Annotated in this window: 19 protein-coding genes; 10 read left to right on the plus strand and 9 right to left on the minus strand. The window is 36.4% G+C overall.

What is annotated here, in order from left to right; all coding sequences use genetic code 11:
- Positions 1 to 185: 185 nt before the first annotated feature.
- Entirely contained in the window at positions 186 to 854 is a 669-nt protein-coding gene (locus EPA86_RS14610) for a DUF4386 family protein (RefSeq protein WP_140604893.1), read from the plus strand.
- 189 nt (positions 855 to 1,043) lie between these two features.
- Here the strand turns inward: EPA86_RS14610 and EPA86_RS14615 are convergent, their stop codons facing one another.
- From EPA86_RS14615 to EPA86_RS14625, 3 genes are all read right to left on the minus strand, one after another.
- Positions 1,044 to 1,454: a DUF3718 domain-containing protein gene (locus EPA86_RS14615; RefSeq protein ID WP_140604895.1), complete on the minus strand. Its 411-nt coding sequence runs from the start codon at positions 1,452 to 1,454 to the stop codon at positions 1,044 to 1,046.
- A 481-nt stretch (positions 1,455 to 1,935) separates the two neighbouring features.
- Positions 1,936 to 2,829: a TolB-like translocation protein gene (locus EPA86_RS14620; protein WP_140604897.1), complete on the minus strand. Its 894-nt coding sequence runs from the start codon at positions 2,827 to 2,829 to the stop codon at positions 1,936 to 1,938.
- Between the two features lie 212 nt (positions 2,830 to 3,041).
- Positions 3,042 to 5,177 carry a winged helix-turn-helix domain-containing protein gene (locus tag EPA86_RS14625; protein WP_140604899.1) on the minus strand — a complete coding sequence of 712 codons (2,136 nt, stop codon included), beginning with the start codon at positions 5,175 to 5,177 and terminating at the stop codon, positions 3,042 to 3,044.
- A 374-nt stretch (positions 5,178 to 5,551) separates the two neighbouring features.
- Here EPA86_RS14625 and EPA86_RS14630 point away from each other — a divergent pair, with 374 nt between their 5' ends.
- From EPA86_RS14630 to EPA86_RS14650, 5 genes are all read left to right on the plus strand, one after another.
- Positions 5,552 to 6,802, plus strand: coding sequence for a serine hydrolase domain-containing protein (locus EPA86_RS14630; RefSeq protein WP_140604901.1), 1,251 nt, complete (start codon positions 5,552 to 5,554; stop codon positions 6,800 to 6,802).
- A gap of 111 nt (positions 6,803 to 6,913) precedes the next feature.
- Positions 6,914 to 9,721, plus strand: a complete 2,808-nt coding sequence (locus EPA86_RS14635; RefSeq protein ID WP_170309671.1) for a DUF2339 domain-containing protein — start codon at positions 6,914 to 6,916, stop codon at positions 9,719 to 9,721.
- A 352-nt stretch (positions 9,722 to 10,073) separates the two neighbouring features.
- Entirely contained in the window at positions 10,074 to 11,051 is a 978-nt protein-coding gene (locus EPA86_RS14640) for a helix-turn-helix domain-containing protein (protein ID WP_140604905.1), read from the plus strand.
- A gap of 52 nt (positions 11,052 to 11,103) precedes the next feature.
- The gene (locus EPA86_RS14645) at positions 11,104 to 11,619 is read left to right on the plus strand and encodes a GNAT family N-acetyltransferase (protein WP_140604907.1); all 516 of its coding nucleotides are present in this window, start codon (positions 11,104 to 11,106) and stop codon (positions 11,617 to 11,619) included.
- Between the two features lie 54 nt (positions 11,620 to 11,673).
- Entirely contained in the window at positions 11,674 to 12,432 is a 759-nt protein-coding gene (locus EPA86_RS14650) for an arylamine N-acetyltransferase family protein (RefSeq protein ID WP_170309672.1), read from the plus strand.
- 145 nt (positions 12,433 to 12,577) lie between these two features.
- Here the strand turns inward: EPA86_RS14650 and EPA86_RS14655 are convergent, their stop codons facing one another.
- Positions 12,578 to 12,763, minus strand: coding sequence for a hypothetical protein (locus EPA86_RS14655; protein ID WP_140604911.1), 186 nt, complete (start codon positions 12,761 to 12,763; stop codon positions 12,578 to 12,580).
- A 402-nt stretch (positions 12,764 to 13,165) separates the two neighbouring features.
- On the opposite strand from EPA86_RS14655, the gene EPA86_RS14660 reads away from it, so the two are divergent.
- From EPA86_RS14660 to arsJ, 4 genes are read left to right on the plus strand one after another with little or no spacing between them, the layout of a single operon-like run.
- Positions 13,166 to 13,927 (plus strand): metalloregulator ArsR/SmtB family transcription factor, encoded by a 762-nt coding sequence (locus EPA86_RS14660; RefSeq protein ID WP_140604913.1) that lies wholly within the window; start codon positions 13,166 to 13,168, stop codon positions 13,925 to 13,927.
- A gap of 25 nt (positions 13,928 to 13,952) precedes the next feature.
- Complete coding sequence (arsB, locus tag EPA86_RS14665; protein ID WP_140604915.1) at positions 13,953 to 14,987, plus strand: ACR3 family arsenite efflux transporter; 1,035 nt, start codon at positions 13,953 to 13,955, stop codon at positions 14,985 to 14,987.
- Between the two features lie 56 nt (positions 14,988 to 15,043).
- Entirely contained in the window at positions 15,044 to 16,051 is a 1,008-nt protein-coding gene (locus tag EPA86_RS14670; RefSeq protein WP_140604916.1) for an ArsJ-associated glyceraldehyde-3-phosphate dehydrogenase, read from the plus strand.
- A 13-nt stretch (positions 16,052 to 16,064) separates the two neighbouring features.
- Entirely contained in the window at positions 16,065 to 17,285 is a 1,221-nt protein-coding gene (arsJ, locus tag EPA86_RS14675; RefSeq protein ID WP_140604918.1) for an organoarsenical effux MFS transporter ArsJ, read from the plus strand.
- On the opposite strand, the gene EPA86_RS14680 is transcribed toward arsJ, so the two are convergent.
- The 5 genes from EPA86_RS14680 to EPA86_RS14700 form a co-directional block, all read right to left on the minus strand.
- Positions 17,278 to 20,124 carry an ATP-binding protein gene (locus tag EPA86_RS14680; protein ID WP_140604920.1) on the minus strand — a complete coding sequence of 949 codons (2,847 nt, stop codon included), beginning with the start codon at positions 20,122 to 20,124 and terminating at the stop codon, positions 17,278 to 17,280. The genes arsJ and EPA86_RS14680 overlap by 8 nt on opposite strands.
- Before the next feature lie 122 nt (positions 20,125 to 20,246).
- Positions 20,247 to 22,082, minus strand: a complete 1,836-nt coding sequence (locus EPA86_RS14685; protein ID WP_140604922.1) for a sensor domain-containing diguanylate cyclase — start codon at positions 22,080 to 22,082, stop codon at positions 20,247 to 20,249.
- A 111-nt stretch (positions 22,083 to 22,193) separates the two neighbouring features.
- Positions 22,194 to 22,577: a hypothetical protein gene (locus EPA86_RS14690; RefSeq protein WP_140604924.1), complete on the minus strand. Its 384-nt coding sequence runs from the start codon at positions 22,575 to 22,577 to the stop codon at positions 22,194 to 22,196.
- Between the two features lie 122 nt (positions 22,578 to 22,699).
- Positions 22,700 to 23,386 carry a helix-turn-helix domain-containing protein gene (locus EPA86_RS14695; RefSeq protein WP_140604926.1) on the minus strand — a complete coding sequence of 229 codons (687 nt, stop codon included), beginning with the start codon at positions 23,384 to 23,386 and terminating at the stop codon, positions 22,700 to 22,702.
- Between the two features lie 197 nt (positions 23,387 to 23,583).
- A complete protein-coding gene (locus EPA86_RS14700; protein WP_140604928.1) occupies positions 23,584 to 23,979 on the minus strand; it encodes a hypothetical protein in 396 nt (131 codons plus the stop codon).
- Positions 23,980 to 24,174 lie beyond the last annotated feature (195 nt).

Genomic DNA, 24,174 nt, shown 5'->3' on the forward strand with positions numbered 1-24,174 from the left:
TAAAAAGTGTCCGCCCTTATAGTCTCGGACGACTTAAGCGCCAAAAACATGGAATATCAGACATAGTCGTTGGATAGCTGCATCGACATAGCAATATAAATTTGAAAGGTGATCACCGATGCATAAAATAAGTTATAGATGGGACTTGTGATCATGAAAGCCCATAAAATATAGGATAATCGTTTGTGAATAATCTTCAAAAATTTGGTGGTATTGCAGCACTTTTAGAGGCCACAATTTATGTGTCTGCGTTTGTATTCTTTGGTGCATTCTGGAATTACCCTACTGATGCTGATTCGGTGCAGAAATTTGCTTTTCTAGCAGAAAATCAGATCACTCTGTCTATTGTAAATCTGATTATGTATGTACTTTTTGGAATATTTTTGGCTGTGCTAGTGTTGGCGATTAATGAGCGTCTTAAAAATATTACTCCTGCGCTTTCACAAATTGCCGCTATATTTGGTGTTGTTTGGGTGGGCTTGGTTATTGCTAGCGGAATGATTGCAAATATAGGGTTGTCAACGGTATTGCAGTTATCAATTGCAGATCCAGACCATGCAATGACAGTTTGGCAGGCTATTTACGCGGTAGTTGAAGGTTTAGGTGGTGGAAACGAAGTCGTTGGGGGAGTATGGGTTCTATTACTCAGCTTTGCTGCTCTAAAAAGTAATGAGTTTTCTAACAAGCTTAATTATTTCGGGATTTTCGTTGGCACTATTGGCATTATCACTGTTTATCCTGCTGACGTGCTGACAGAAATTTTTGGTATAAGCCAAATTGTATGGTTTTTATGGCTGGGTTTAAAAATGTTGGCTGAGCCAGATAAGCAAGAAGATATTTCGAATGAGAACTAATTAACGCTCACGCTTAACTTTAATCAGTATCTAAATGTGTCCTTATCTGACGGTAAAATGAGTTTGCCAGTAGCCCTTATTAATACTTTCGAAGAACTACAGGTTTATAGAAACAATTTACTTTTCGAGAGAAACGCCAAACTTTTGTAGTAAATGATAAGAGTTTGGCGTTGAGTTTTAAAATTTACTTTACTTAGTAGAACTAACATAAATGATTTGAGTTTCTTCATTTGTGGAATTTAACACTGCGGCAACGTCTTTAATTTCAACACTTGTCGTTGGAATTTTATTTTTTTGTGCGGTAAAACGATTTAAAAATTTAAAGGTATCTGACGCATCGTACTTATGGGCAAAATGTGCCATTACCAGATCATTACAAGTAATATTATTTACTGCGAAGCGTTTAGTATTAATCGTAGAACCCATGGCGTGATATTGTATGGCACGTTTTAATTTAACAGTGTTGTTATTACCTGCATACACGCACATTTTTGTTTCAATACTGCGGTCTGCTGCAATAAATTTGTATTGAGTTGCATTAGCATTAAGTGATGTTAATGTGAGCACCATTGCTAATGTTAAGGTGAGTATCTTCATCATAAACTCCTTTTACTTTATTGTTGCAAGTACCCAATAGCTTTTGAATAAGTGATTAAAAAGCTATTGGAAGATAGAAAGCTAGTTAAAGCATTCTTATCCAAGTTACTACAGGCATTAATCGCACCATTTTAAATTCGTAAACTTTAATGATATGAATAAAAACCGTTTTAAATATGTAACGAAAAGTAATGTTGATAATGAAATAATTAGTGTAAATAATCCTGACAGAGAATAGAGAAAAAAACTAAACAAAATTTGGCAATAATCACACTGCAAATCAAACATCATGCTAGTTTAATTCATCTAGGTAAGTGCCGCCATTAACGTGAAGCTTAAAAAATTTGAATGATAATGGCATTTAATTCAGACTAACCAATGCAAAATTTTAGTGCGATAGAAAAGGGTTGGATGCTATAGATGCTCGCTTACACCAACCCTGAAAATTGCTAATGCACTCAGGGTTTGCTGGACCCTAAAAGCGTTAAGTTTTTGGTCTAACTTTCTCAATGACTTCTGTGCTGACCCAATATAAATTAGCTATGCCGCCTTCTTCGTTATATCGGCTAAAAAATAAATATTTTCCGTCTGGTGTGACGCCAGGAACTCTTTCGTGGAAGTCAGTATTTACGGCTTTGCCAAGGTTAATCGGATTTGTCCATGTGCCATCTTTTTCTTTAAAATAGACGTAAATATCACTATGACTTTTTTCATCTTCCTTGTTTTGTGCTTGCACCAATAAATAATCTTGGGATGCGGCAATGAATGGATGAGAGCCAGTGTTAACGTCTACTTCATGTACTTTGGGGAATTCCCCCATTTTATTTACTGAAGAGTACATTTTTCGTTTTGAACGATTATCATAAAAAACGTCGCCGTTTTTCGCTTGAGTTAAATTCATTACAGCATCGTCATTGATAGGAGAATCAAGCTTTGTTGCAACGCTCCAGCCATTATCTATACGATCTACATACCAAATTTCTTCATTTGAAAAGTCAGCACTATAGCCCGTAAAATAAATTCTTTTGCCGTCAGCTCTGACGAATGGTTCCATTTCTCCAGCTTTTACTCCTTGGGTAAAGTTGGCTTTTTGAACCGTTGTCCATTTTTTGCTTTCAATTTTTGAAAAATAAATGCTTGCCGTACCTTCTTTGGGTTGTGCCGAAAAGTATATTTCATCTAAGTTAGGAGAAAACGAAATGCCAAAGTCATACCTTCCATTGATTGAAACGATACCAGGAGCGAAAAGTTGTGGAATTAAGCCAGGTGGCTTTTGGCCTAAATAGGGTCCTTTAAGGACAGGAAATTCAGTTTGACTATAACTCGGGTTACAGAAAGCTAATACCCAAGCCGTTATTATAATATTGCAATGCTTCACAATTGCTCCTTACTTTGAGGTCAAGAATGTTTTTAAAATTCACAAAGAGTGAGTGAGAGGTTATGTTAAGCAAATGCTGTATTAAACACCTGACGTTGTTATGACATTTATGTGATTTTTATCTGATAGTAAGGATATTATGTAAGTCAAAGGCTATAAATAGTTTGTTCCTTTTTATATAATTAGAATGATTTCAGCAATATACAAGCAGGTTAATCTGCAAGAATAATTTCTGCTACTTCTTTCTTAGCAGCTATACGCAATGTAAATAATATCTCGGTTTGGTTAATGTCGGTTATATAATCTAACCTTTGGGGAACATTACCTATGATGTTAAAAGCTTCATCGTTAAGGGTATAAGACCACAATTGAAATTTTTCATTGATACCATAAATAGTATTATTTTTTATGATGAAACCATTGTCGCTCCCTTGGTCAATTAATGATGCTATACGTTGGTCTTCAACGGGACCTGATTGCCAGAATTGGTCCATGTTATCGAGGTAAATTAATTGGCCATCTTCACTTTTAACTGCCCAATGGACCTTTTTGTCATTAATGACTCTATGGGTGCCGTTATTTAAATCGAGCTCTGCAAACTTTAATATGCCTTTGATACGTGCAATGACTAAAGCGGTGTTACTTTCACTATTCCATTGGAAAAGTTTCTGTATAGGATGAGCAAAATCAATTGTTGCAGTACGTGAGTTTAGATAGATTTGTGTCAGTTTTTGGTTGGCATTGATTAAAATGCTCTTGCCATCTGCTGCCCAATTCAATTCATATAAAAAGCTATCAATCGGAAAGTGTGAGAGCTGTTTCGGACTTTTGCCATCTGTTATCCATAGCTGGTTTCTACCTGAACGATTAGAGGTATAAGCTATCAACTTACCATTAGGCTGGAATTTTGCGTGATCCTCTCCCTTTGTTGAACGTTCTATAATGGTAGTGTTTTGGCTTAAATCGTGATCGTTATGAGCTATTTTTTCCAGAGGTATCAAGGCGATATCACTATCGTAATGTCCTTTAATCACTAACATTCTTTTACCATTTATATGAAAGATGGGAGAACTGATAGGCTCGTGAAGCGGTAAGCTAATGTTTGCTACTTTGCCTTCATAAGATAGGGTAAATAGCTGCCTTCCTGTACTAAAGATCAGTTGGTTAGTGTAAGGAGTGAAATTAGGGTATATAAACCTGTTGGCTGGTACTTCTTTGGGGAATTCAATTTTATTGCTGGATAATTTTTGGCCATCTGATTTGAGTATATCAATATATTGTTGACCATCACTATGAATACGAGTCAATGCAATAAGGTCATCTTCAGTTGAATAGTCATAGTCGATGACGTTCCCCTCTTCTAATTCATAAATAACGGTGCTGTTATTTTCTTCAATAGAGAAACTGGTTAATTTCCACCTGTTTGAAAATCCTTGTAATAGTGCAATGTTATTATTATTTAACCATTTGGCTCTGGCTATTCTTGAGTTTTTACATTCGACTAATACCGTTGGCGATTGTGGCTCTGTTAGGGCTTGATGAAAATCTAGAGTCATTAATTTATAACAGCGTTTTTGGGTAATAGGTTTATCGCAGTTATCAGATTCAATGAATACCAAAGAGTTTCCATCCTTTGAAAAACTATGACTGCCATAAGCGCCCATACTTTTTGTCAGTTGAATTTCCTGTTGAGTCTTTATGTTTTTTGCCCAAATATTATTGTTTCGGCAAACCTTATCTGAGTAACGTTGAAACACAACATATTGACCGTCTGGGCTATAAATGCCGCTATATTCTTTATGATCAGTAGCCGTTAATGAGTTAAATTCAGCAATGTCTAGTTTTAATGAATTAGCTGGTGTCAGAGCATTAAAGCCGAAAAAAACAAGAATAATCATTGCGATAAGAGCAGTTATCAGGCTTAACGCTTTTTTCGATACTCTTTCAGAGGGAGCTATCTTTGGTGTTGTTTCGTCAGTTGCTATCGTGGTGTTTGTTTCGACAGTTGTCGCTGTCTCGATAGTTTCGCCTGGCTTATCTTGCCATCTGACTTCTACCTCCAAACTATACCCTTGTTTGGCATGGGTCTTTATATAAAACTGACTATCTTCACCTAATGCTTTTCTTAACTGGGCAATACTTCTTTGTAAAGTATTGGGTGTCACTATGGTTTCAGACCATACCTCTGACAATAAGTCATCATGGCTCACCACTTTATTGGCATTTTTTGCAAGGCAGGTTAAAACAGCTAAAGCCTTTGGTGGAATTTTCTGAGATTGCGCTTTCTTAGTAATTTGGTTTCGAGTTACATCGACAAAAAAATCACCAACCCAATATTGTTCTGTCATGTTTGTTTTTTCCATGAAAAAAATTGAAGTTCACAAATAAACTAAGAAATGCATAGTAGCATAGTGTCTGATGGTTGCTACACATGACTTTGTAACCAATTGATAAATAGTAAAGTTATTTTTATCAGTATGACGTCATCCAAAAATCAGCTGAACGTCAGGTATTTTAGTTTTTCTTTCTATAACTTACATACCTTCTTGAGCTTTAAGCTGAATACAGTAAGTAATTTCGCGCTTTATTAGTGAGGAACGAAATAATTTATATCCGGCTTAATGAGTTCATTTTTGAGACCTATTTTCGTTGGTTCCATTGTTACATGAACCCAATCAAGGTTGAGAATATAAAAATAAACGATGTCATATGGAGACAATCAATGATTAATAAACAACACGTTCAGAAAAAATGTACACGACTGATTGCAATCGCATTATTAACGGGTGTAAATACATTTGCAGTAGCTGATAGTAACAAAGATTCAGAGAAAGACATTGCTGCCCCGATGGTTTCTGATGCTGATGCGAAGCTGTCATTTTGGGATATGCCTTATCTAGAAAATGCTTATATAGATACTTCACCGAGTCAAAGAAAAGATGCTATTCCTGTAGGAAAGCTTGGTGTAGGTGAACTTGATGCCAATAATGGTAACAAAGAAATGATTGTTAAGTTGGCAAAGGAGATTGCGAATAAACAACATGGACTCATCGATAGCCTGCTTATAAGTCATCAAGGCAAGTTGGTGTTTGAATCATATTATGGAAGAGGACGTGTCGATTTACCTCATATGCAAGCATCATCAACAAAGTCTTACCTCAGTTTAGCTATTGGCCGTGCCATTCAACTGGGTTACTTGACCATGGCCGATTTAGATAAACCTTTGGTGGGCTTTCTTAAAGATCTAGATTTGTCTCGAGCTGTTGAAGGAGCAGATAAGATCACTTTGCATAAAGCGATGAGTATGCGCTCGGGTATGCATATTACGCGAGATCAGTTAAAGGAATTTGCTAAAGATCCAAAGCAATTAAAAGGGCAAGGTCAAATTCAAACGTATCTTGAGCACAGCCCGATTATTACTTCAGCATCACAAACATTTCACTACCAAGGTGCAGATCCTCGATTGGTAATGCAAGTACTTGAAGTCGTAGTGCCTGGTACAGCGAAAGATTTTATTCAAAAAGAATTGCTTAATAAAATGGGCATTACTAACTATAAATGGCGAAAGGACGCTAGTGGCTTGCCGATGGGGCCTTATGGTTCAAGTATGACACCGAGGAATATGATCAAGTGGGGAACGCTGGTCATGAATAATGGCAAGTGGAATGGCGAGCAATTGATCTCCGAATCATTTATCAAGAAAGCTACCAATAGGCTTGTTCATCCTGATGCTGGGGATGTGTTCTTTGTGAGTGATAAGGTTTCTAATCCAGGATATGGCTATTACTTTTGGCAAGCAGATATGAAGGTTGGTAATAAAAACTACTACAGTCAATCAGCACAAGGCGGTGGCGGTCAATATATTATTATGATTGAAGAACTGGATTTACTCATGGTTTTCACAGCCCATGAAAGAGATGACAAGACAATGCAGATAGCATCAGAAAGGGTACTACCTGCATTTGTTAATTAGTGCATGAAACGGCTTCATGGATGAAGCTTATATCTTGAATGAATTTCATCATTGCAAGTTACTTTGACGCATAATATGCTGTATTAAATTATAATGTTACAGGATGTAATGATGAATCAAGAAGTTAAAGCGCTTAGATCTGAACTAGCGTTATTAAAGCTTCAGTTTAGTGAACGAGTGAGTGCTGTAGAGGCGCGATTAAATGAGCTACTTGAGCAAGAAAACCCTTCTGCCAGTAGCCTTGAACAAAGCACTATCACAGAAGTACAACGTGAGATTCAGGAAACAGAATCATTACTCCCCGAAACAGCAGCTGAATATTTAGCACTGAACAGCCAAGTGAAAGCTTCTGTACCTGCTGAACCGTCCTTTATCACACTTTTTTTTCAAACCATTCTATCTTCATTCTTCGATTGGTTCTCACCCGTTACAAAGATTTATCAGACATACAAAGATCGCGGCATGCTAGGTATTTTTATTCTAACTATTGTTGGAATAGCCTTAACTTTAGCGGGCTTTGGTTACTTGATGCAGTTATTAATAGATCAACTCGGGGCTGGATCTAAGTCCCTATTAATGTGCGTTGCCGCGGTATTTGTAATGGGTGTGGGCATCGCATTAAAACTTAAAACGAAATTTTCAGAGTTTGCTACTGCCATTGTAACCCTGGGTATTTTATTGTCATATAGCACCATTTACTTTTCAGGTAGTGTTTACGAAATAATCCCTAATATTGCTGTGTTATTTTTATACTTGTTAATAGCCTTAATTTGTCATTTTTTAGCTCTTTGGCTTGATACTAAAATAGTGGCTAGCCTTGGTATTATAGGGATAGCTACTATGCCTATACTGTCAAATACCATTCAAGTAGAGCCCTTTTATTACTTGATGTCTTTAGCATTTGTTACGACCAGTAGCTTGATTTTAGCTTACAGAATAAGTGCTTCGTGGCTTGCTAATGTAAGTTTAGCCTTTTGTATTGTAGCGTTAGAGTGGACCATAGGCGTTGAAACGGTAAGTGTTTCAGCTTGGCTAGTAAATCTGTTTTACTTGTTATTTTTTACCTATATCACAATGACATTAATTAAAGCTACAGACTCAAACTATAGAGTCTTAGTTTTATTGGCCGCATTAGTTGGAGCAACAATATTACTTTTCTTTCAAGCGGGTACGCTATTTTCAACACAAATGACTGCATGTTTTGCGCTAAATGCTGCTATTTCAGCTTTTACTAGCACATTATTTTATAGAATCAGGCACAACTTAACTCATGTTCTTATTTTACTCTCTGCTTTGTGGGCTGTTTTAGCGGTTGTTAGTTCAATTAGTAATGCATACTGGGGTATTGCTTGGGCTGTTGAAGGCATGCTATTACTTTTTATTGGTCGCAAGTATGCAATGACCACGGTAATAAATCAGGGACAGGTTTTAACTTCTTTAGCATTAATATATTGTTGGTCGGCACTACTGAGGTATTTTCCACTGCCAGCGTTAAAGTCTGCTGATGGTTGGTTATTATCGATTGTGATTATTGTTGTTCTTGGCACGTGGCAAAGATTAATAAGTAATTCAAACATTTTTGATAAAGTAACCCAGAACAAAATCAAGCCTTTTTTACAGCTAGTTGAAGTGATTTGGCTGTCTGTATTAGTTATTGCGAGTTTAAATTTATGGCTAGGTGACTGGACTGGCGCTATGGTTATTTTATTGCAGTTGCTGCTGTTATTTAGGGCTAAGCAATGTAAGCAAGTCTCTATTGAAATCTTTGCTTCGGCATTGATATTAGTGCCGCTATTTTACGCTTATAACGGTGTATTAATGGTTGATAGTTATCGTTTCATGATGTTGCCTCTTTTTGCCAAAGTGGCTGTTATCTCGGCGTTTGTGCAATTATGGTTATGGTCTGCATTTTATCGGAAGTATCAGCCAGATAGTGCAATAAAAGAAATTGCAGAATCGGCCAGAATACTATTTTATATGTTGCTCCCAGTATGCTGGGTCGGCTCCGTTATACGTAGGTTTGATGAAAATGCATTAATGGTAATTTGGATGTCACCGCTAATCGCATTGTTCTTTGCTCAAAAAGTTAAGCATCAATTATTGGTGAAAGAAGTCAAAGTACTTACTTTGTTAGCGAGCCTTGCTTTGATCTTGTTGGTAGGGCAATTAACGCTGATATATGGCCTCGTTGCGTTAATAGGGTTTATGATTTTTTATAGTGCGGCTTTCTACTTTGATAAAAAAGTTTCTCAATCAGAACTTTGCCAGTTCATCTGTAGCTGTGGGCTTATATCTCTAGGTTTTGCACTACCAAGCATAATAGGATTTCAAACTAATAGCTTATTAATAGGTCTTATTTTTATGGCGATGCTTTGGGTTGCCTATATGACTATGCTGAACCTTTCAGAACATGTTAAACGAAACGAGCTCACCATAGCTATTATCAATATTATGTTAGTTATTGTGGCCTGGTGGTTAACTTATTTCAACGCCATGTACGCATGTATACCGGTAATGTTTTTAATAGGCGCCCTTTATCAAAAACACGCTTTATTTATTGATACGCGCTTAGGCCGCTTAGTTGGACAACATGGCGACTTATTTCTTCATACTATTGCTGCCATTACCTATATCACGCTGTTTACATCATTGGTTGATTATCGTTTGGATTTATTAGTTGCTCCTGCATTAGCGGTTCATGGAGCAATCATTCTCTTTTTGAAAGACAGGCGAGTCTTTACTGTTAAATACAGTTTTGCTCTGATTTTGTTAGGTATCACTAAACTTGCATTGGTCGATGCGGCTAATGCATTACTATGGCAGAAAGTTATGCTCTTTATGGGCATAGGCGTATTTATTCTAGCTGCGTCATTTTGGTATCAAAAATTGGTTAAACAAGCCGAATCTGAACTTGTTTAATGAATGAAGAGTAGTTACCTATTCCAACATTCATTGTAAAAATGCTGATTGGCGGCACTTGGGGAAGATTTATAAATATCAAGGCTAGATATCATGCTGTCATTTTGTTTTTATGCGTAAAGTTTTAACCAGCTAGTCTTCAAAAGGCTAGCTGGTTACTCATCATTTCAATAAGCATATCACGTGTTGTAAAGAGCAAAACTTTCTTGCTCGCACCTAAATAAACCTTTAAATTTACTAATAAAATTCAATTCGCAACCGCTGGTTGACAAATTAACAACTTGGCTTGCTGGTTTGCAACTGACCGTTTTTCTATGCTGAACACTCAACATTGAATGAAAAAGAGAACACTATGATATTAGCAGAAAAAATTATCCAATTAAGAAAGAAGCTAGGTTGGTCGCAAGAAGAATTAGCGGAAAAAATGGGTATTTCTAGACAGTCAGTTTCAAAATGGGAAAGCACTAATAGCATTCCTGATTTGAATAAAATTATTAAGCTTGCAGAAATATTTGATGTTTCAACAGACTTTCTATTAAAGGATGAATATGAAGTTTCAAAAAGTGTGGGTGAAAACAATACCCCTAGTGCAATGCAAGTTACTTTGGAGCAATCTTTAAAATACGTAGAAAGCAAAGTGGCAATCTCGTACTTAGTCACTAAAGGTGTGATCTTATGCCTTTGCTCAGTTGTGCCATTATTTTTCTTTTTGGCAATGGCAGAAACTACTCGAATGGGGATAACGGGTGATATTGCTGCGGCAATGGGCGTGTTAGGTGTTTTGATCTTAGTTTCAATTGCAGTAAGCTTTTTTATAAAGACTAACCAATTTGATAGTGAAATTGCGCTAATAGATAATGAACAGTTTGAATTGGCTTATGGTGTTCACAGTGTTTTTACTGAAAAATTAGAAAAATTTAGAGCCACTTATAATCTTAGATTATCTATTAGTATTTTCTTATTTATTATCAGCTTTGTCCCTTTGATGTTTGTTAGCGTGTTTTCGGGCGGCTCGGACACTGTATTAATGATGCTAATAGTACTTATGCTCATTATCTCAATTGGGATTTTTATTTTGCTACCTGTTTCAGCTAGATTTGATGCTTATAATAATATCCTAAAAGACCATAGTGATTCTGAAAAAAGTAAACGCACCAAAAGGGCTGAGAAGTTGGCAGCGTTTTATTGGCCATTATTAACGGCAGTTTTTCTTGGTTGGAGTTTATGGACCATGGATTGGGGTGTTACGTGGATTGTTTGGCCAGTAGGCGCTGTGCTTTTTGCGGCATTGCTGGGCTTAATGGAATTGTTTGATAAAGAAGAGTCATAAGGCCTTAGTTCTTCATATCTGTGGAAACCCCTTATTTAGGCGTCATTTTGTATTGATTGAGAGTGACGTAAATGTGCAAGCAGGAAGTGTTGATTTAATGAGCCAGATTGAAATTGTTTTGTTTAAAGAAGAGTATGCAAACTCTGTACTTGAGTTGATGCATAGTACACCTGAAGTGGACCATCACACTGACTATACGCTTTGGCAGGCGGCATATTTTGATCCCGGGTTGTTTTTTGTCGCGTTGAAAAATAATCTAGTTGTGGGTTATCTGTTTGGTAGAAACAGTCATGACAGCGTATTACTTTGGCAATTTGCGGTAAGTAAAGCATATCAAGGGAGCGGAATTGGAAAAAAACTAGTTTCCGCTTTTATCTTGTCAGCTAAAACACAGCAATATCGCAAAATTTTCACTACCATAACCAAAGAAAATAATGCGTCGAAAGCTGCCATATATTCAGCTGCCAAACAACATGGTCTATTAGTAAGTGAAGTCGGTGAAACGTCTAATTTTGGCGGTAAGATGAAGCCTGAGAAAATATTCAAAATTGATCTGAAAATATCATGACTAACAAAGGTATGAATTAATTTATTGCGTTTTTGTTTTACTAGGGAGTCGCTCTTGAGTGTTTTTAATGAAAAGAAGTATCTACAACGGCTCGGTATAACAGACGATATTCATGTCGATATTACCAGTTTATACAAACTACATAATGCGCAGTTATTCACTATTCCATTTGAAAATTTCGATGTCATGTTAAATGGCTTAATCGATTTAAATCCTGAGATTGTTTTTAATAAGTTAGTGAATAATTTTAGAGGTGGTTATTGTTTCGAGTTAAACAGCCTTTTATTATCTGCTATGCAATCGTTTGGTTTCGATGCTAGAGCGCTATTAGCTAGAGTTCATGTCGCAGGAGTTACAACAGGCCGTGGTCATCAAGTTTCTTTAGTGATGATAGGGTCAGAACAATGGCTTGTTGATGTTGGCTTTGGCTCTAACTCTCCTAGAGCGCCATTAAAATTGATTTATGATGAAGAGATTCATTGTGATAAACAAATATTTCGGTTTATTGCCGATTCGCAGTTTGGCACTATGCTACAGCTGTGGTTGGATGATGAGTGGTCTAATTTATATAGTTTTGATTTTGAACATGTTTGTATAGGGGATATAGAATACGGCAACCATTACACTTCCACTAGTAAGGGTTCTATTTTTACACAAGCTTATGTTGCGGCATTACATACTGAAAATGGTGTTATTACACTATTACAAAATCAGATAAAAATTAAAGACAACAATGCAGAAACCATCGTGCAATTTGATACTGACGAAGAGATGAAGGCATTAGCAAAAAACTACCTGAATATTCACTTTTAAAGCCGTGATATTAATAATATTTTGTGATTAGCAAAGAAAGTGGAGAGTGGGAGATAAAGCTCTATTCTCTTTACTATGTATTCAAAAGAGATGAATTGGCCCAACAGTTTAACCTTGCTAATCACCATTTAAGATTTATACATCATCACATGCCAACAGGCACGGTACCTCTAATTTTCAATCCATATGGCGTATCAGTCACATCTATCCTGTGATAGTTAAGCGCAAAAGTCATTGCTTGCAACTTACATTGCTTTTTTCCATTTATCAGTAAATTGTCTTGTTTAGAGAGTTTAATTTTTCGAATTGCTTGTGGTGTGTTGAATTCCATTTCTTTATTCCTTTAGTGTAATTTTCTTTGTTTGTATAACTAATCTCAACTCGGGATAACAACTTGCTTTCTAGTAGTTTATTTGCCTTGTAATAAAAAAAATCTCCAAGCTAGAGCAATGAAAAATTTAAATTTACATACATTTAAAATAGCTAGCTAATTTCTTATCCCGAGTTGAGGTTAAATATCGTACAAGCCTCAGTGTAGATCAAAAGTTATTTAATGCGAGTTAAAGACTAGGTTTTGATACGTTTTGTTACTATTTCTTTAATATCACGGTATTCCGATTTCACCTGATCTTTTACCTTTCATGCTTAATGCCATTGGTTAAATTTACTGATCGTCTTGTATATAACAAATTTGTTATATACAATGGCGGCCATGCTATACAAGGTATTAACTATGAAAGTTCTTTTTTTATGTACAGAAAATTCGGCTCGCTCAATTATGGCGGAAGCTTTATTAAGGCATCATGGCAAAGATAAGTTTCAGGTATTTAGTGCGGGTGCTAGCCCTACGGCTGTTGATGAGAATGCTTTAAAAGCGATTGAACACTTTGGTTTATCTGTTGATGGTTTGCAGTCACAGAGTGTAGATGAGTATGTAGACCAACATTTTGATTATGTGATTACCTTATGTGATCAAGCAGTACTAGAATGTGAAAACAGAATTGACGGAACTAATTGCCTTGCATGGAGTTTTCCTGAACCACGCACAAGAAAAGATATAAACCCTTTCGAAAAAACGTTACAAGAAATCAATGAACGTATAAAAAACTTTATGCATGAATATCAGGATATTTCTTCAGCGTCGTTAACACCAACGAACTTCTATAAAGCATTAGCAGATGATATTCGTTTGAAAACCTTGCTACTTATTGTGGTTGAAAAAGAACTTTGTGTTTGTGAACTCATGGCTGCACTCGGCGAAGAAAGCCAACCGAAAGTATCACGTCATTTGGCTCAGCTAAGAAAATCAGGGTTACTGGCTGTACGAAAAAACCAACAGTGGGTTTATTACTTTTTGAATCCAACTCTACCCACATGGATGAAAACTATTATCACTTCTACGGTGGTAAATGAGCCAATTTTCATTCAGAAAGAATTAGCGCGATTAAATGCGATGGGTGAACGTCCGAACCGCATAGCTAGTTTTTGCAATTAGTGTCATTGATATTAAGGAATTAGGTATGGGAATTTTTGAGCGTTACTTATCAGTTTGGGTTGGGCTTTGTATAGTTGCTGGTGTGATATTAGGGAGCATCTTCCCTGAGGCATTTGCTTTAATCGCCTCGTTAGAAATTGCTCATGTCAATGTTGTAGTGGCGGTATTTATTTGGGTAATGATTTTTCCAATGATGGTGCAGATAGATTTCTCAGCTATCAAAGAAGTAGGTAATAATCCGAAAGGATTAGTGTTAACTCTCATCATTAATTGGTTAATTAAGCCTTTTTCTATGGCTTTACTGGGCTGGCTGTTTTTTGAAGGAATATTTGCTGATTATGTTTCTGCAGATACTGCACAAGAATACATTGCAGGTATGATTTTATTGGGTGTTGCTCCGTGTACTGCAATGGTCTTTGTTTGGTCACAACTTACTCGAGGTGATGCGAATTATACCTTAGTTCAGGTCTCTGTTAATGATGTCATCATGATATTTGCCTTTGCACCGATTGCAGGCTTTTTACTTGGTGTGACTGATATTCATGTTCCTTGGAATACGCTATTTTTATCGGTTGTACTTTATGTGGTATTACCGCTGGTTGTTGGTGCAATAGTGCGTAACCTGTTAAATAAATCATCAAAAGATGAAGGAGCAATTAGTGACTTTTTAGCAAAAGTGAAGCCTTTTTCAATCATGGGCCTATTAGCAACGGTTGTGCTGTTATTTGGTTTTCAAGCTAAGACAATATTAGCCGAGCCAAAAGATATTGTTTTGATCGCTATCCCTTTGGTAATTCAAACTTACGGTATTTTCTTTATTAGTTACTTTGCTGCATTAAAGCTAAAACTAAAATTTAATATTGCTGCGCCAGCTTGTTTAATTGGCACCTCTAACTTTTTTGAATTGGCGGTTGCTGTAGCAATTTCCTTATTTGGTTTACATTCAGGTGCAGCATTGGCAACTGTGGTAGGTGTATTGGTTGAGGTACCCGTTATGTTGTCACTGGTTGCGTTTGCCAACAAAACTCAACATTGGTTCAAGCAAAACCAGTCGCTTTAAACAACTAATAATGACAAGAAATTCACAATAATTAATACATATTTAAGGTAAAAGAAATGACAATTAAAGTAGGAATTAATGGCTTTGGCCGCATGGGGCGTTTAACACTACGTGCAGCTTTTGAATGGTCAGATATAGAGTTTGTACAAATTAATGATCCAGCAGGAAACGCAGAAACATTAGCTCATTTGCTTAAATATGATTCTGTCCATGGCATATGGGCAAATGAAGTTAATCATGATGAAAACCATATCATCATTAATAATCACGCCATTAAAGTGACACAAAACACTAGTATTGCGGAAACTGACTGGTCAGGCTGTGATGTTGTCATTGAAGCATCAGGTAAAATGAAAAAGAAATCTGTTCTTCAACAGTATTTAGATCAAGGCGTGAAAAAAGTTGTGGTTACCGCACCCGTTAAAGAAGAAGGTGTGCTAAATATTGTTATGGGCGTTAATGATGATTTATACCAAGTTGACCAGCATGATATTGTTACAGCTGCGTCATGTACTACTAACTGTTTAGCGCCTGTAGTAAAAGTTCTGCAAGAGGGGATTGGTATTAAGCATGGTTCAATGACAACAATTCATGATATTACTAATACGCAAACTATTCTTGATGCTCCTCATAAAGACCTTCGACGCGCTAGAGCATGTGGCATGAGCCTTATTCCAACGACAACGGGTTCTGCAACGGCAATTACTCATATCTTTCCTGATTTAAAAGGTAAATTAAATGGCCATGCGATACGTATACCTTTAGCGAATGCCTCTATCACAGATTGCGTGTTTGAATTAGAGAAAGCAACGACTGAAGCTGAGATTAATACGTTGATGAAAACTGCAGCTGAGGGTGAGTTAAAAGATATTTTAGGTTATGAGGAAAAACCATTAGTGTCGATAGACTATAAAACAGATCCTCGCTCTAGTATTGTTGATGCATTATCAACCATGGTGGTTAATGGTACCCAAGTTAAGCTCTATGTGTGGTATGACAATGAATGGGGCTATGCAAACAGAACAGCCGAACTAACTTTAAAAGTTGCCCGCTCTATTTGTTAGGTGATTTTGACCTATGACTTTATTTAGCCATTTATCTCATGAAATTAAGCAGTACTTAATTGTGACGGGTAATTACTGGGCTTTTACCTTAACTGATGGTGCCTTACGCATGCTAGTGGTGCTATATTTCCATCAACTTGGATACAGCCCGTTAAGTATTGCCATGTTATTTTTGTTTTATGAATTTTTTGGTGTAGTAACAAATTTAATCGGTGGCTGGTTAGGAGCTCGGCTAGGGTTAAATCGTACTATGAATATAGGTTTAGGTATTCAAATAGTCGCTTTAATTATGTTGGCTATGCCAAGTGAATGGTTATCTGTGATGTACGTTATGCTAGCTCAAGCTCTTTCAGGCATAGCAAAAGATTTAAACAAAATGAGCGCCAAAAGTGCGATTAAGTCTCTGGTGGCGCAAGGAGAAGAGGGCACGCTGTTTAAGTGGGTCGCTATGTTAACTGGCTCTAAAAACACTCTAAAAGGCATTGGCTTTTTCTTAGGAGGCATCTTACTAACGACCGTTGGTTTTAAAGGGGCAATGCTCCTTATGGCTAGTGTATTACTAATGGTTTGGTTATATAGCTTATATGCTTTACAAGGAGAGTTAGGTCGAGCGAAAAATAAGCCTAAGTTTACTGATATTTTTTCAAAGAGTGCCGCTATAAATACCTTATCGGCAGCACGGTTATTTCTTTTTGCTGCCAGAGATGTTTGGTTTGTTGTAGCACTGCCTGTCTTTTTATCTCAAGCTTTTAATTGGGATCATTGGTGGGTGGGCGGCTTTCTTGCATCATGGGTAATTGGCTATGGTATTGTGCAAACAATCGCACCTAAGATACTAAAAAGTGAGAAAAAAGAGATAACCGCTCGTATGGCGGTATATTGGGCGTTTGCCATAGTGTTTATTCCTATAATAATTGCTCTGGCTATCTATAGCAGTTGGTATCCATTGCATATTTTAATTTTTGGGTTGTTAGCTTTTGGTTTTCTTTTTGCCATAAATTCATCTTTGCACAGTTATTTAATTGTTAGTTTGGCCAGTGCAGATGGTGTGTCGCTCGATGTTGGTTTTTACTACATGGCCAATGCAATGGGTAGATTACTAGGTACAGTGTTATCGGGTTGGATATTTCAACAATACGGCATAGAAGCATGCTTATTAATGTCATCATGCTTTATCGCAATTGCTGGCTTGATTTCGTTATATTTGCCAGCCGAAGAGCAGCACGCTAGATAGTAAAATAATTGGCTAGCGTAACAAGTAGCTTTACTGAATTAATGGGTTTGGTAATGTGTCCGTTCATACCTGCTTGAATACTGGTTTCTTTGTCATCACTCATCGCATTGGCTGTAATGGCAATAATTGGAATGGTTTCATATTGTGGTAATTTTCTGATGCCATGAGTGGCTTCATAACCATTCATCACAGGCATTTGTATATCCATCAAAATAATATCAAAAAGCGATTGCTTGGCTAATTCAACAGCTTCTAATCCATTTTTAGCTAAGGTAATTTTCATGCCAAATTCTGTTAGCATTTTACTGGCGATGACTTGGTTTATTCTGTTGTCTTCTACCAATAATACACTTTTATTGAACAGCTTTGCTTTGAGTTGTTCTGAGTTGACTATTTGATTTTCTGGTGTTATTTCAGTGTCGCTTGACTCTTCAGTAGACTCTATAGATACGATGGGGAGATATATTGTAAAGTGAAAATGACTACCTTTATTTTCTTCACTCGTGAGTTGAATGCTACCGCCCATTAAATCAATTAGGTTTTTGCAAATAGCTAAGCCTAAGCCCGAGCCGCCATAGTTTCGTGTGGTTGAATCATCGGCTTGCACAAACGTCGAAAAGAGTTTTTGCTGTTGTGTTGCTGAAATGCCAATGCCAGTATCTGTAACGGTAAAATCAACATAATCAGAGTTTTTTTCACGGGTTAAGCTTAAGGTAATACTGCCTTTGTCGGTGAATTTTATAGCATTTGATAATAAGTTACCTAATACTTGGGAGCATCTAACAGAATCACCTCTTACTAAGGTAAACAAGTCATCGTCCATATGAATATCTAGTGCGAGTAACTTTTTTTCTGCTTGATGTTGATAGACATCAATAACAGAAAATATCGTTTTTTTCAGATCAAAGGTCGCTGACTCTATATCTAACTTTCCGGCTTCGATTTTTGAAATATCTAAAATATCGTTGAGAATATGCATTAAATGATCTGATGATTGCTTTAACTGCTCTAAGTAGTTTTGTTGCTCATCATTAATATGTGTTTTAAACATGAGTTCAGTTAAACCTATAATGCCATTCATTGGTGTTCTAATTTCATGACTCATATTGGCTAAAAATAAACTTTTTGCTTTGTTGGCATCTTCTGCTGCCGCAGTTTTTTCGATCAATTTTTTATTGGTGTTAGCTAATTCTTGGGTTCTTCTTAAGACTCTTTTTTCCAAGGTAGTATTAATGTTTTTAAGTTGCTCTTCGTGTTTCTTTTGCTCAGTAATATCAATGTGCGTGCCCACCATGCGAATTGGCTCGTTACTCTCAGGATCTCGAAGTACAAAACCTCGGGTTAAAATATTTACTAAGTGTCCTTGTTTATGTTTCATGCGAAATTCGGTTTTATAAAAGGGTGTTTTACCCGCTAAATAATCCGCTAAAATGGATTGGACTTTGGTTTTGTCATCTTCATAGATGAGGCTTTCCCAGGTGCCAATCTCTGCAGGGAGTTCGTGCTCGTTATAACCAAGCATTTCAAGCCAACGGGCAGAAAAGAAAATAGTGTTATTTATTATGTCCCAATCCCAGAGGCCATCATTGGCCCCTTTCATGGCTAATGCAAAGCGTTGTTCACTGTTAAATAGTACTTTTTTATTTTCGGCGACAGTTGTTAGCATTTTATTGAATTCATCGAATAATTGACTAAATTCTTCTGTGCTACTGTGGTGAGGAATTTCTTTGAGTTCGTTTTTGTTGATGTGACGAATTTTTTCAGTAAATTGTTGCAGTGGAAGTAAAATTTTACTGGAGAAATACATAAGCCAAATGAAGGCAACCACAGTTGATAGGATGAAAGCAATGCTTAAAAAATAGATAAGCTCATGGGTTTTCGCTACCAGTATTTGATCACTAACCGTTAGCTGCAATAAATATCCTGTTGACGGGATTGAATAAAATAAGTGATGGAGTTTTTGACCGTCTTGTAGATTAGTAAAGTGATACATACCAGATTGATTAGTTACTTCGGCAATTTTATCGGCGTGATCTGGCATAAGTTGCGCGATATTGGTGCTTTTAGTCGTATTTTCACCATCGGTATTTTTAATGACATTATTGTCTTCATCTTTTGCTAATTGAATAACGTGATCTGCCTGCCAATGATACCAATAGGTGCCGTCTTTACTAATTAAAGCAAGATTTGCTAAACCTGAAAATTCAGCTGAGAGTTTATCTTGCATGTTGTTCATTAACGTTTTGATATTTTGCCATGGTAAGGCTGCACCAAGTAAACCTGACACCTGCCCCTGATCATCAATAATGCTTGAGGCGACCACCACTTGTTTCACACCTGTTGTAAATGAAATCATAGGATTTGAAACATAGATTGTCGGAATATTTTCAGTGTTGTTTAAAACGGTGTGTTGCCAATAATCTCTATTTCTAATGCTTTTCGGTTGCGCTGTAGGTGAAGTATCATCGGTCGTTCTCAACATCATGACATCTGGATTTCCACCAGAGGTATTATGAAAAGAACCGTCGGGTCGACCTACGATAAACTTTTCATAATATGTTTTTTTAATAGCAAGTGCATCCATGAGCACGGGTTTCATTTGAGTGAAATTCATGCTTGTTATTGCTGGTTGGATTGCTAACAATTCAATTTCAGCGAGTCTTGATTTAAAAAAACCGTCAAGTTGCGCTGAAGAAACATTGAGACTGGTTTTTACGTTATCTAATACGACTTCATTGGTTGTGTTTGAGCTTTGCCAAATAGCGAAAATAAAAGAGATGGCTAAAGGAAAAAAACCACATAGTAAGAGGACAATGAGAATTTTATATTTAAGCTTCATTGACTTAATAATTGAGTATGAATAGCTCAAGTGTAGTACAAATCATTGTATTTGACGCTAAAAGTAGGATTAATAACGGAGAAATAATTTGCTTATCATCTTAAATATTTACAGCGTTTAAGCTAATGAGTTTTTGGTAGATGCTGTGTAAGTTGGCCATCTGCTTGGCTTATAATAATTCTATTCTTACCATTATTTTTGGCGAGGTAAAGAGCTTCATCGGCAGCTTTTACCATTTGTTCAAAGGCATTTACAGATAACTCAGTATTGTTGAAGCGGTTATGTTCACTGCCAGCAACACCAAAACTTGCGGTAACAGTTAATGGGGTACTATTTATATAAGTCTGCAGCTTTTCTATCGCCACTCTTACTCGTTCAGCTTGCACGGCTGCTTGGTCTTGAGGTGTTTCAGGTAAGAATATAATAAACTCTTCGCCTCCCCATCTTGCGGTAATATCGGCTTTGCGGATAGTTGTTGCTATACAAGTTGCTACGGTGCGTAAAATTGTATCGCCCGCATCATGACCAAACTTGTCGTTAACTTGTTTGAAGCTATCTAAGTCTATTAGCACTATGGATGCATCACGACCAGTTCTTGCTATGCTATGCCAAGCTGAATAGGTTGCTTCTTGAAATCCACGACGGTTATTGATGCCTGTTAAAGCGTCAGTTCTAGCATAACTTTCAGCAACTAGTTTATCCATTTTTGCCATTCTAAACTGTTTTGCTAAAATGACGGCTAATAGAAATGCCTCGAAGGTCATGCCTATTTCAATGGCCTTAAAAGTAAAGTCATTGTACGGGATTAAAATACCCGCGACAGCCAACGTAGATATGGTGATACAAACTGCGGCAGTAACGGAAGAGAATAAAAATATCTTAGCAAATGGTCTATTCGCATTTAAGGCACAAACCCCCATCGCAATAAATAAAATGACAAAACTTGTATTTAGCAAGAAAGATAGTGCCATTGAAAAGATGAGCTGTTGAAACAATAATCCAGCTAACATCGCTAGTGGAACTATGAGAGTAATTTTAGTGACAAATTTGTCTAATTTCGGTGCATCTTGTTGAGTCTTTAGTAATGCTCTAGCAAAGTGTAGGCCGGCTATGCTATAGGTAATCATTAAGAATATATCTAACCAATCTTGAAATAAAGGGCCGATATTGTAGGTGAATATGGTATGAAGTTGCCCAGTATAAGATAAGCTATTTAAGGCGAAACCAAATAAATATAAGCTGTATAAGCCATACTCTTTTTGTTTTATAAATATAAAAAGCACCAAATTATAAAGTGCTAAGGCAAATAAAATACCATATAAGATACCGTATTCATAAGCTGCTGAAATATCCCTTTTTATTGCTTCTTCTTTATTGCTAAAGTGAATAGGCACGGCAAGTGGACCTTTGCTTTCTATACGAATATAGACATCAGTAACGCCAATTGGAAATTGATGCTCAAACGCATAGAATCGATAAGGCATGGGCCGTTGCTCAAATGCAATGCCATCTCCACCAATAATATGTCTACTTATCTTATGATCATTTACTAGCCAGGTATCAATGTAATCAAGCCAAGGTGTTTCTATAGCGAGTCGATATGGTGATTGCACGTCATCACTATTCGAAACGCTAAATTTCATCCAGACAGGTTTTACGCCAATACCTAAGGAAATTGAGTTGTTATTACCTTGTTTAACTTTGTTGGGCTTGGCAAAGTGAATCTTTGCTTGTTCTAAAGTGAGCTTTTGGTCTGTTTCTTGAAAATATTCAATGTATTTTCCTACGGTTCCGCTTCTAAATTCACCTAACTCGATTTGCTTAGCTTGTACTACGGAGTTAAAGCATAAAATAAGCGTGAATATATAGCAGTAAACATTAAAAAAAATTCCAGTGAAGGCTGAGCTGCTCTGTTGCAGTATCTGGAGAGATTTTTTAAGGTGAGTTATCAAAAACATAATGACGATTAAATACTAAAGTGAGTTTAAGCAAATCATTATCATTAATAATAACATCTATTTTATAATCTAACGATGAATTGTATGAATATTAGTAAGTAAAGTTTTTCATTAACCAAGCCAAGCTTTGGCCTCTTCGAGAGTAGTAAAGTACTTATGTTTAACGTTGGCTTTTTGATAACAGCGACTCATTTGTGCCGAAACTAATGCTTTACAGTTTACATCACCAATCACAACACCGCATGATTCAAGCCCTTTATTATGTCTTTCAATTAGTGAATGGGTTAGTGCTTGTTCGGCTTCAGGCGTAAACAAGCTCATATCATGTAGTGTTATGACTTGATTCCAACTTGAACCTTGTAGTGTGTTTATGCAAGATTTAAGTGCGCTTTGGTACTGGTTAATTAATTCTTCATTAAAAGGTCCGGTTGCCTCAACAAGCAATAACCGTCCCTCTACTTTAACTTCAAATATACCATGCTCTTCAAATTTCATAAGGGGTCAAATATAGAGTATTTAGGATTCAATATTACTAAAAGAAAATCGAATTTAACAAATAACCATAAAAACTATATTGATTTAGCCCCTACTTTTTAGCATTAATAAAAAAGGTTTAGTTATTGTTTTATATCGCAAGTCTTAAATTTAATACTTAGAGGGCGTATTATAGCTTCGCTAAGTAGTGCCGCATAAAATAATACGATTAGGTTAACCGCAGAAGCGCGTAGAAAGACAAAATTTTCATAGGTGTCAATGTTACCTAATATGGCAATGGCACCAATAAGTAATCCAAGAAATGCGCCGCCATAAAGGTAAGTGACTTGGCTTTGATATAATGCCGCTAAATACTTGGCTTGTGAGCCACCCACTATTTCATCGGTAAATAAATATTTTAAACTGGTAATCGACTTAAAAAAGCCTTCCGTGCCGTAAGTAATAATGGTGGCTGCGTAAACAAATAAGACTATATATAGCGCTGATGCCGCGTCTAAATAAAGGTGTGTTCCAGCGCCTAGATAAATTAGCATAGCGATAGCACTTGATATAATAATGAGTGCGATTAAATTTTTCATGATCATTTCCCTCGTCCAACTGACTTCTATTTCGTTTGACGTTGCTTGCAATGCTTTAGGAGATAAATTGAAAACGGATGCTATTGCCAATGTTGACTCTGCAGAAGCTTTACCATCAGCCTCGATGCGCTGAATGGTTCTCACAGATAAGCCTGAAACTTTTGCAAGAACCTCTTGTGACCAACCATTTTCGTTACGTAACGTTTTTAATTTATTTGTTGAAAGAAACAAACTTTTCTCCTTAACGGATTACCAACAACGAGGAAAATTTAACAATCTCATGAGGAAAACGACTAGTTAATTAACCTGACAAACTCACGACACAACCTGACATTGATTATATATCAATAAGTTAAAATATTGATGTGTCGTATTAGATTGGTTCTATCAATGTAAAAACTAGCATGGCGGAGTGTTATGATTTTGATTTAACATCTGTTTGACAACCATAGTTTTTCTAATCGTTTGGTCGGTAATTGATCATTATTAAATTTTTTAATTTCTGTTAGGGTTTTGCAAATTTGTTGCCGCGCTGCTTCGACTTTAACAGCCTTTTCTGCCTCATTTAGTTGACTATTAGAAAAAGCATCAATAAGGATAAGGTTGTGCTTTTCAATATCATTTGACAGTGCGGCAAGTAATTTGTCATCAATAATGGCATCAATTGTTTTTATGCCAATCTTTAATGGTTTCTTTGCCCTTTTTTGCAGTAAACGTACTTTGTGATTATCAATTTTTTTGTTGCTGTCACGTGCCGTATAAAATGCTTGAATTAAGCTACCTAAAGCACTAACACTTGCAACAAATAAGCCTGCAATATCCAAAGTTGACTCCTACAATTCCATTACATTGAGTTAATCATGACCACAAAATGGTTAATGATAAAGAATAATAAGACTAACGCATGTTGCTTTTTAAGGGTATTTTTTTATAAACAAATACAGATCATTTACTTTTAGCAGGGCATAAAAAAAGCCTGATAAATTATTATCAGGCTTTAGTTTCAACTTGAGAACTCT

Origin of the sequence: Litorilituus lipolyticus (assembly GCF_006439335.1) — a bacterium.
Taxonomy (GTDB): domain Bacteria; phylum Pseudomonadota; class Gammaproteobacteria; order Enterobacterales; family Alteromonadaceae; genus Colwellia; species Colwellia lipolytica.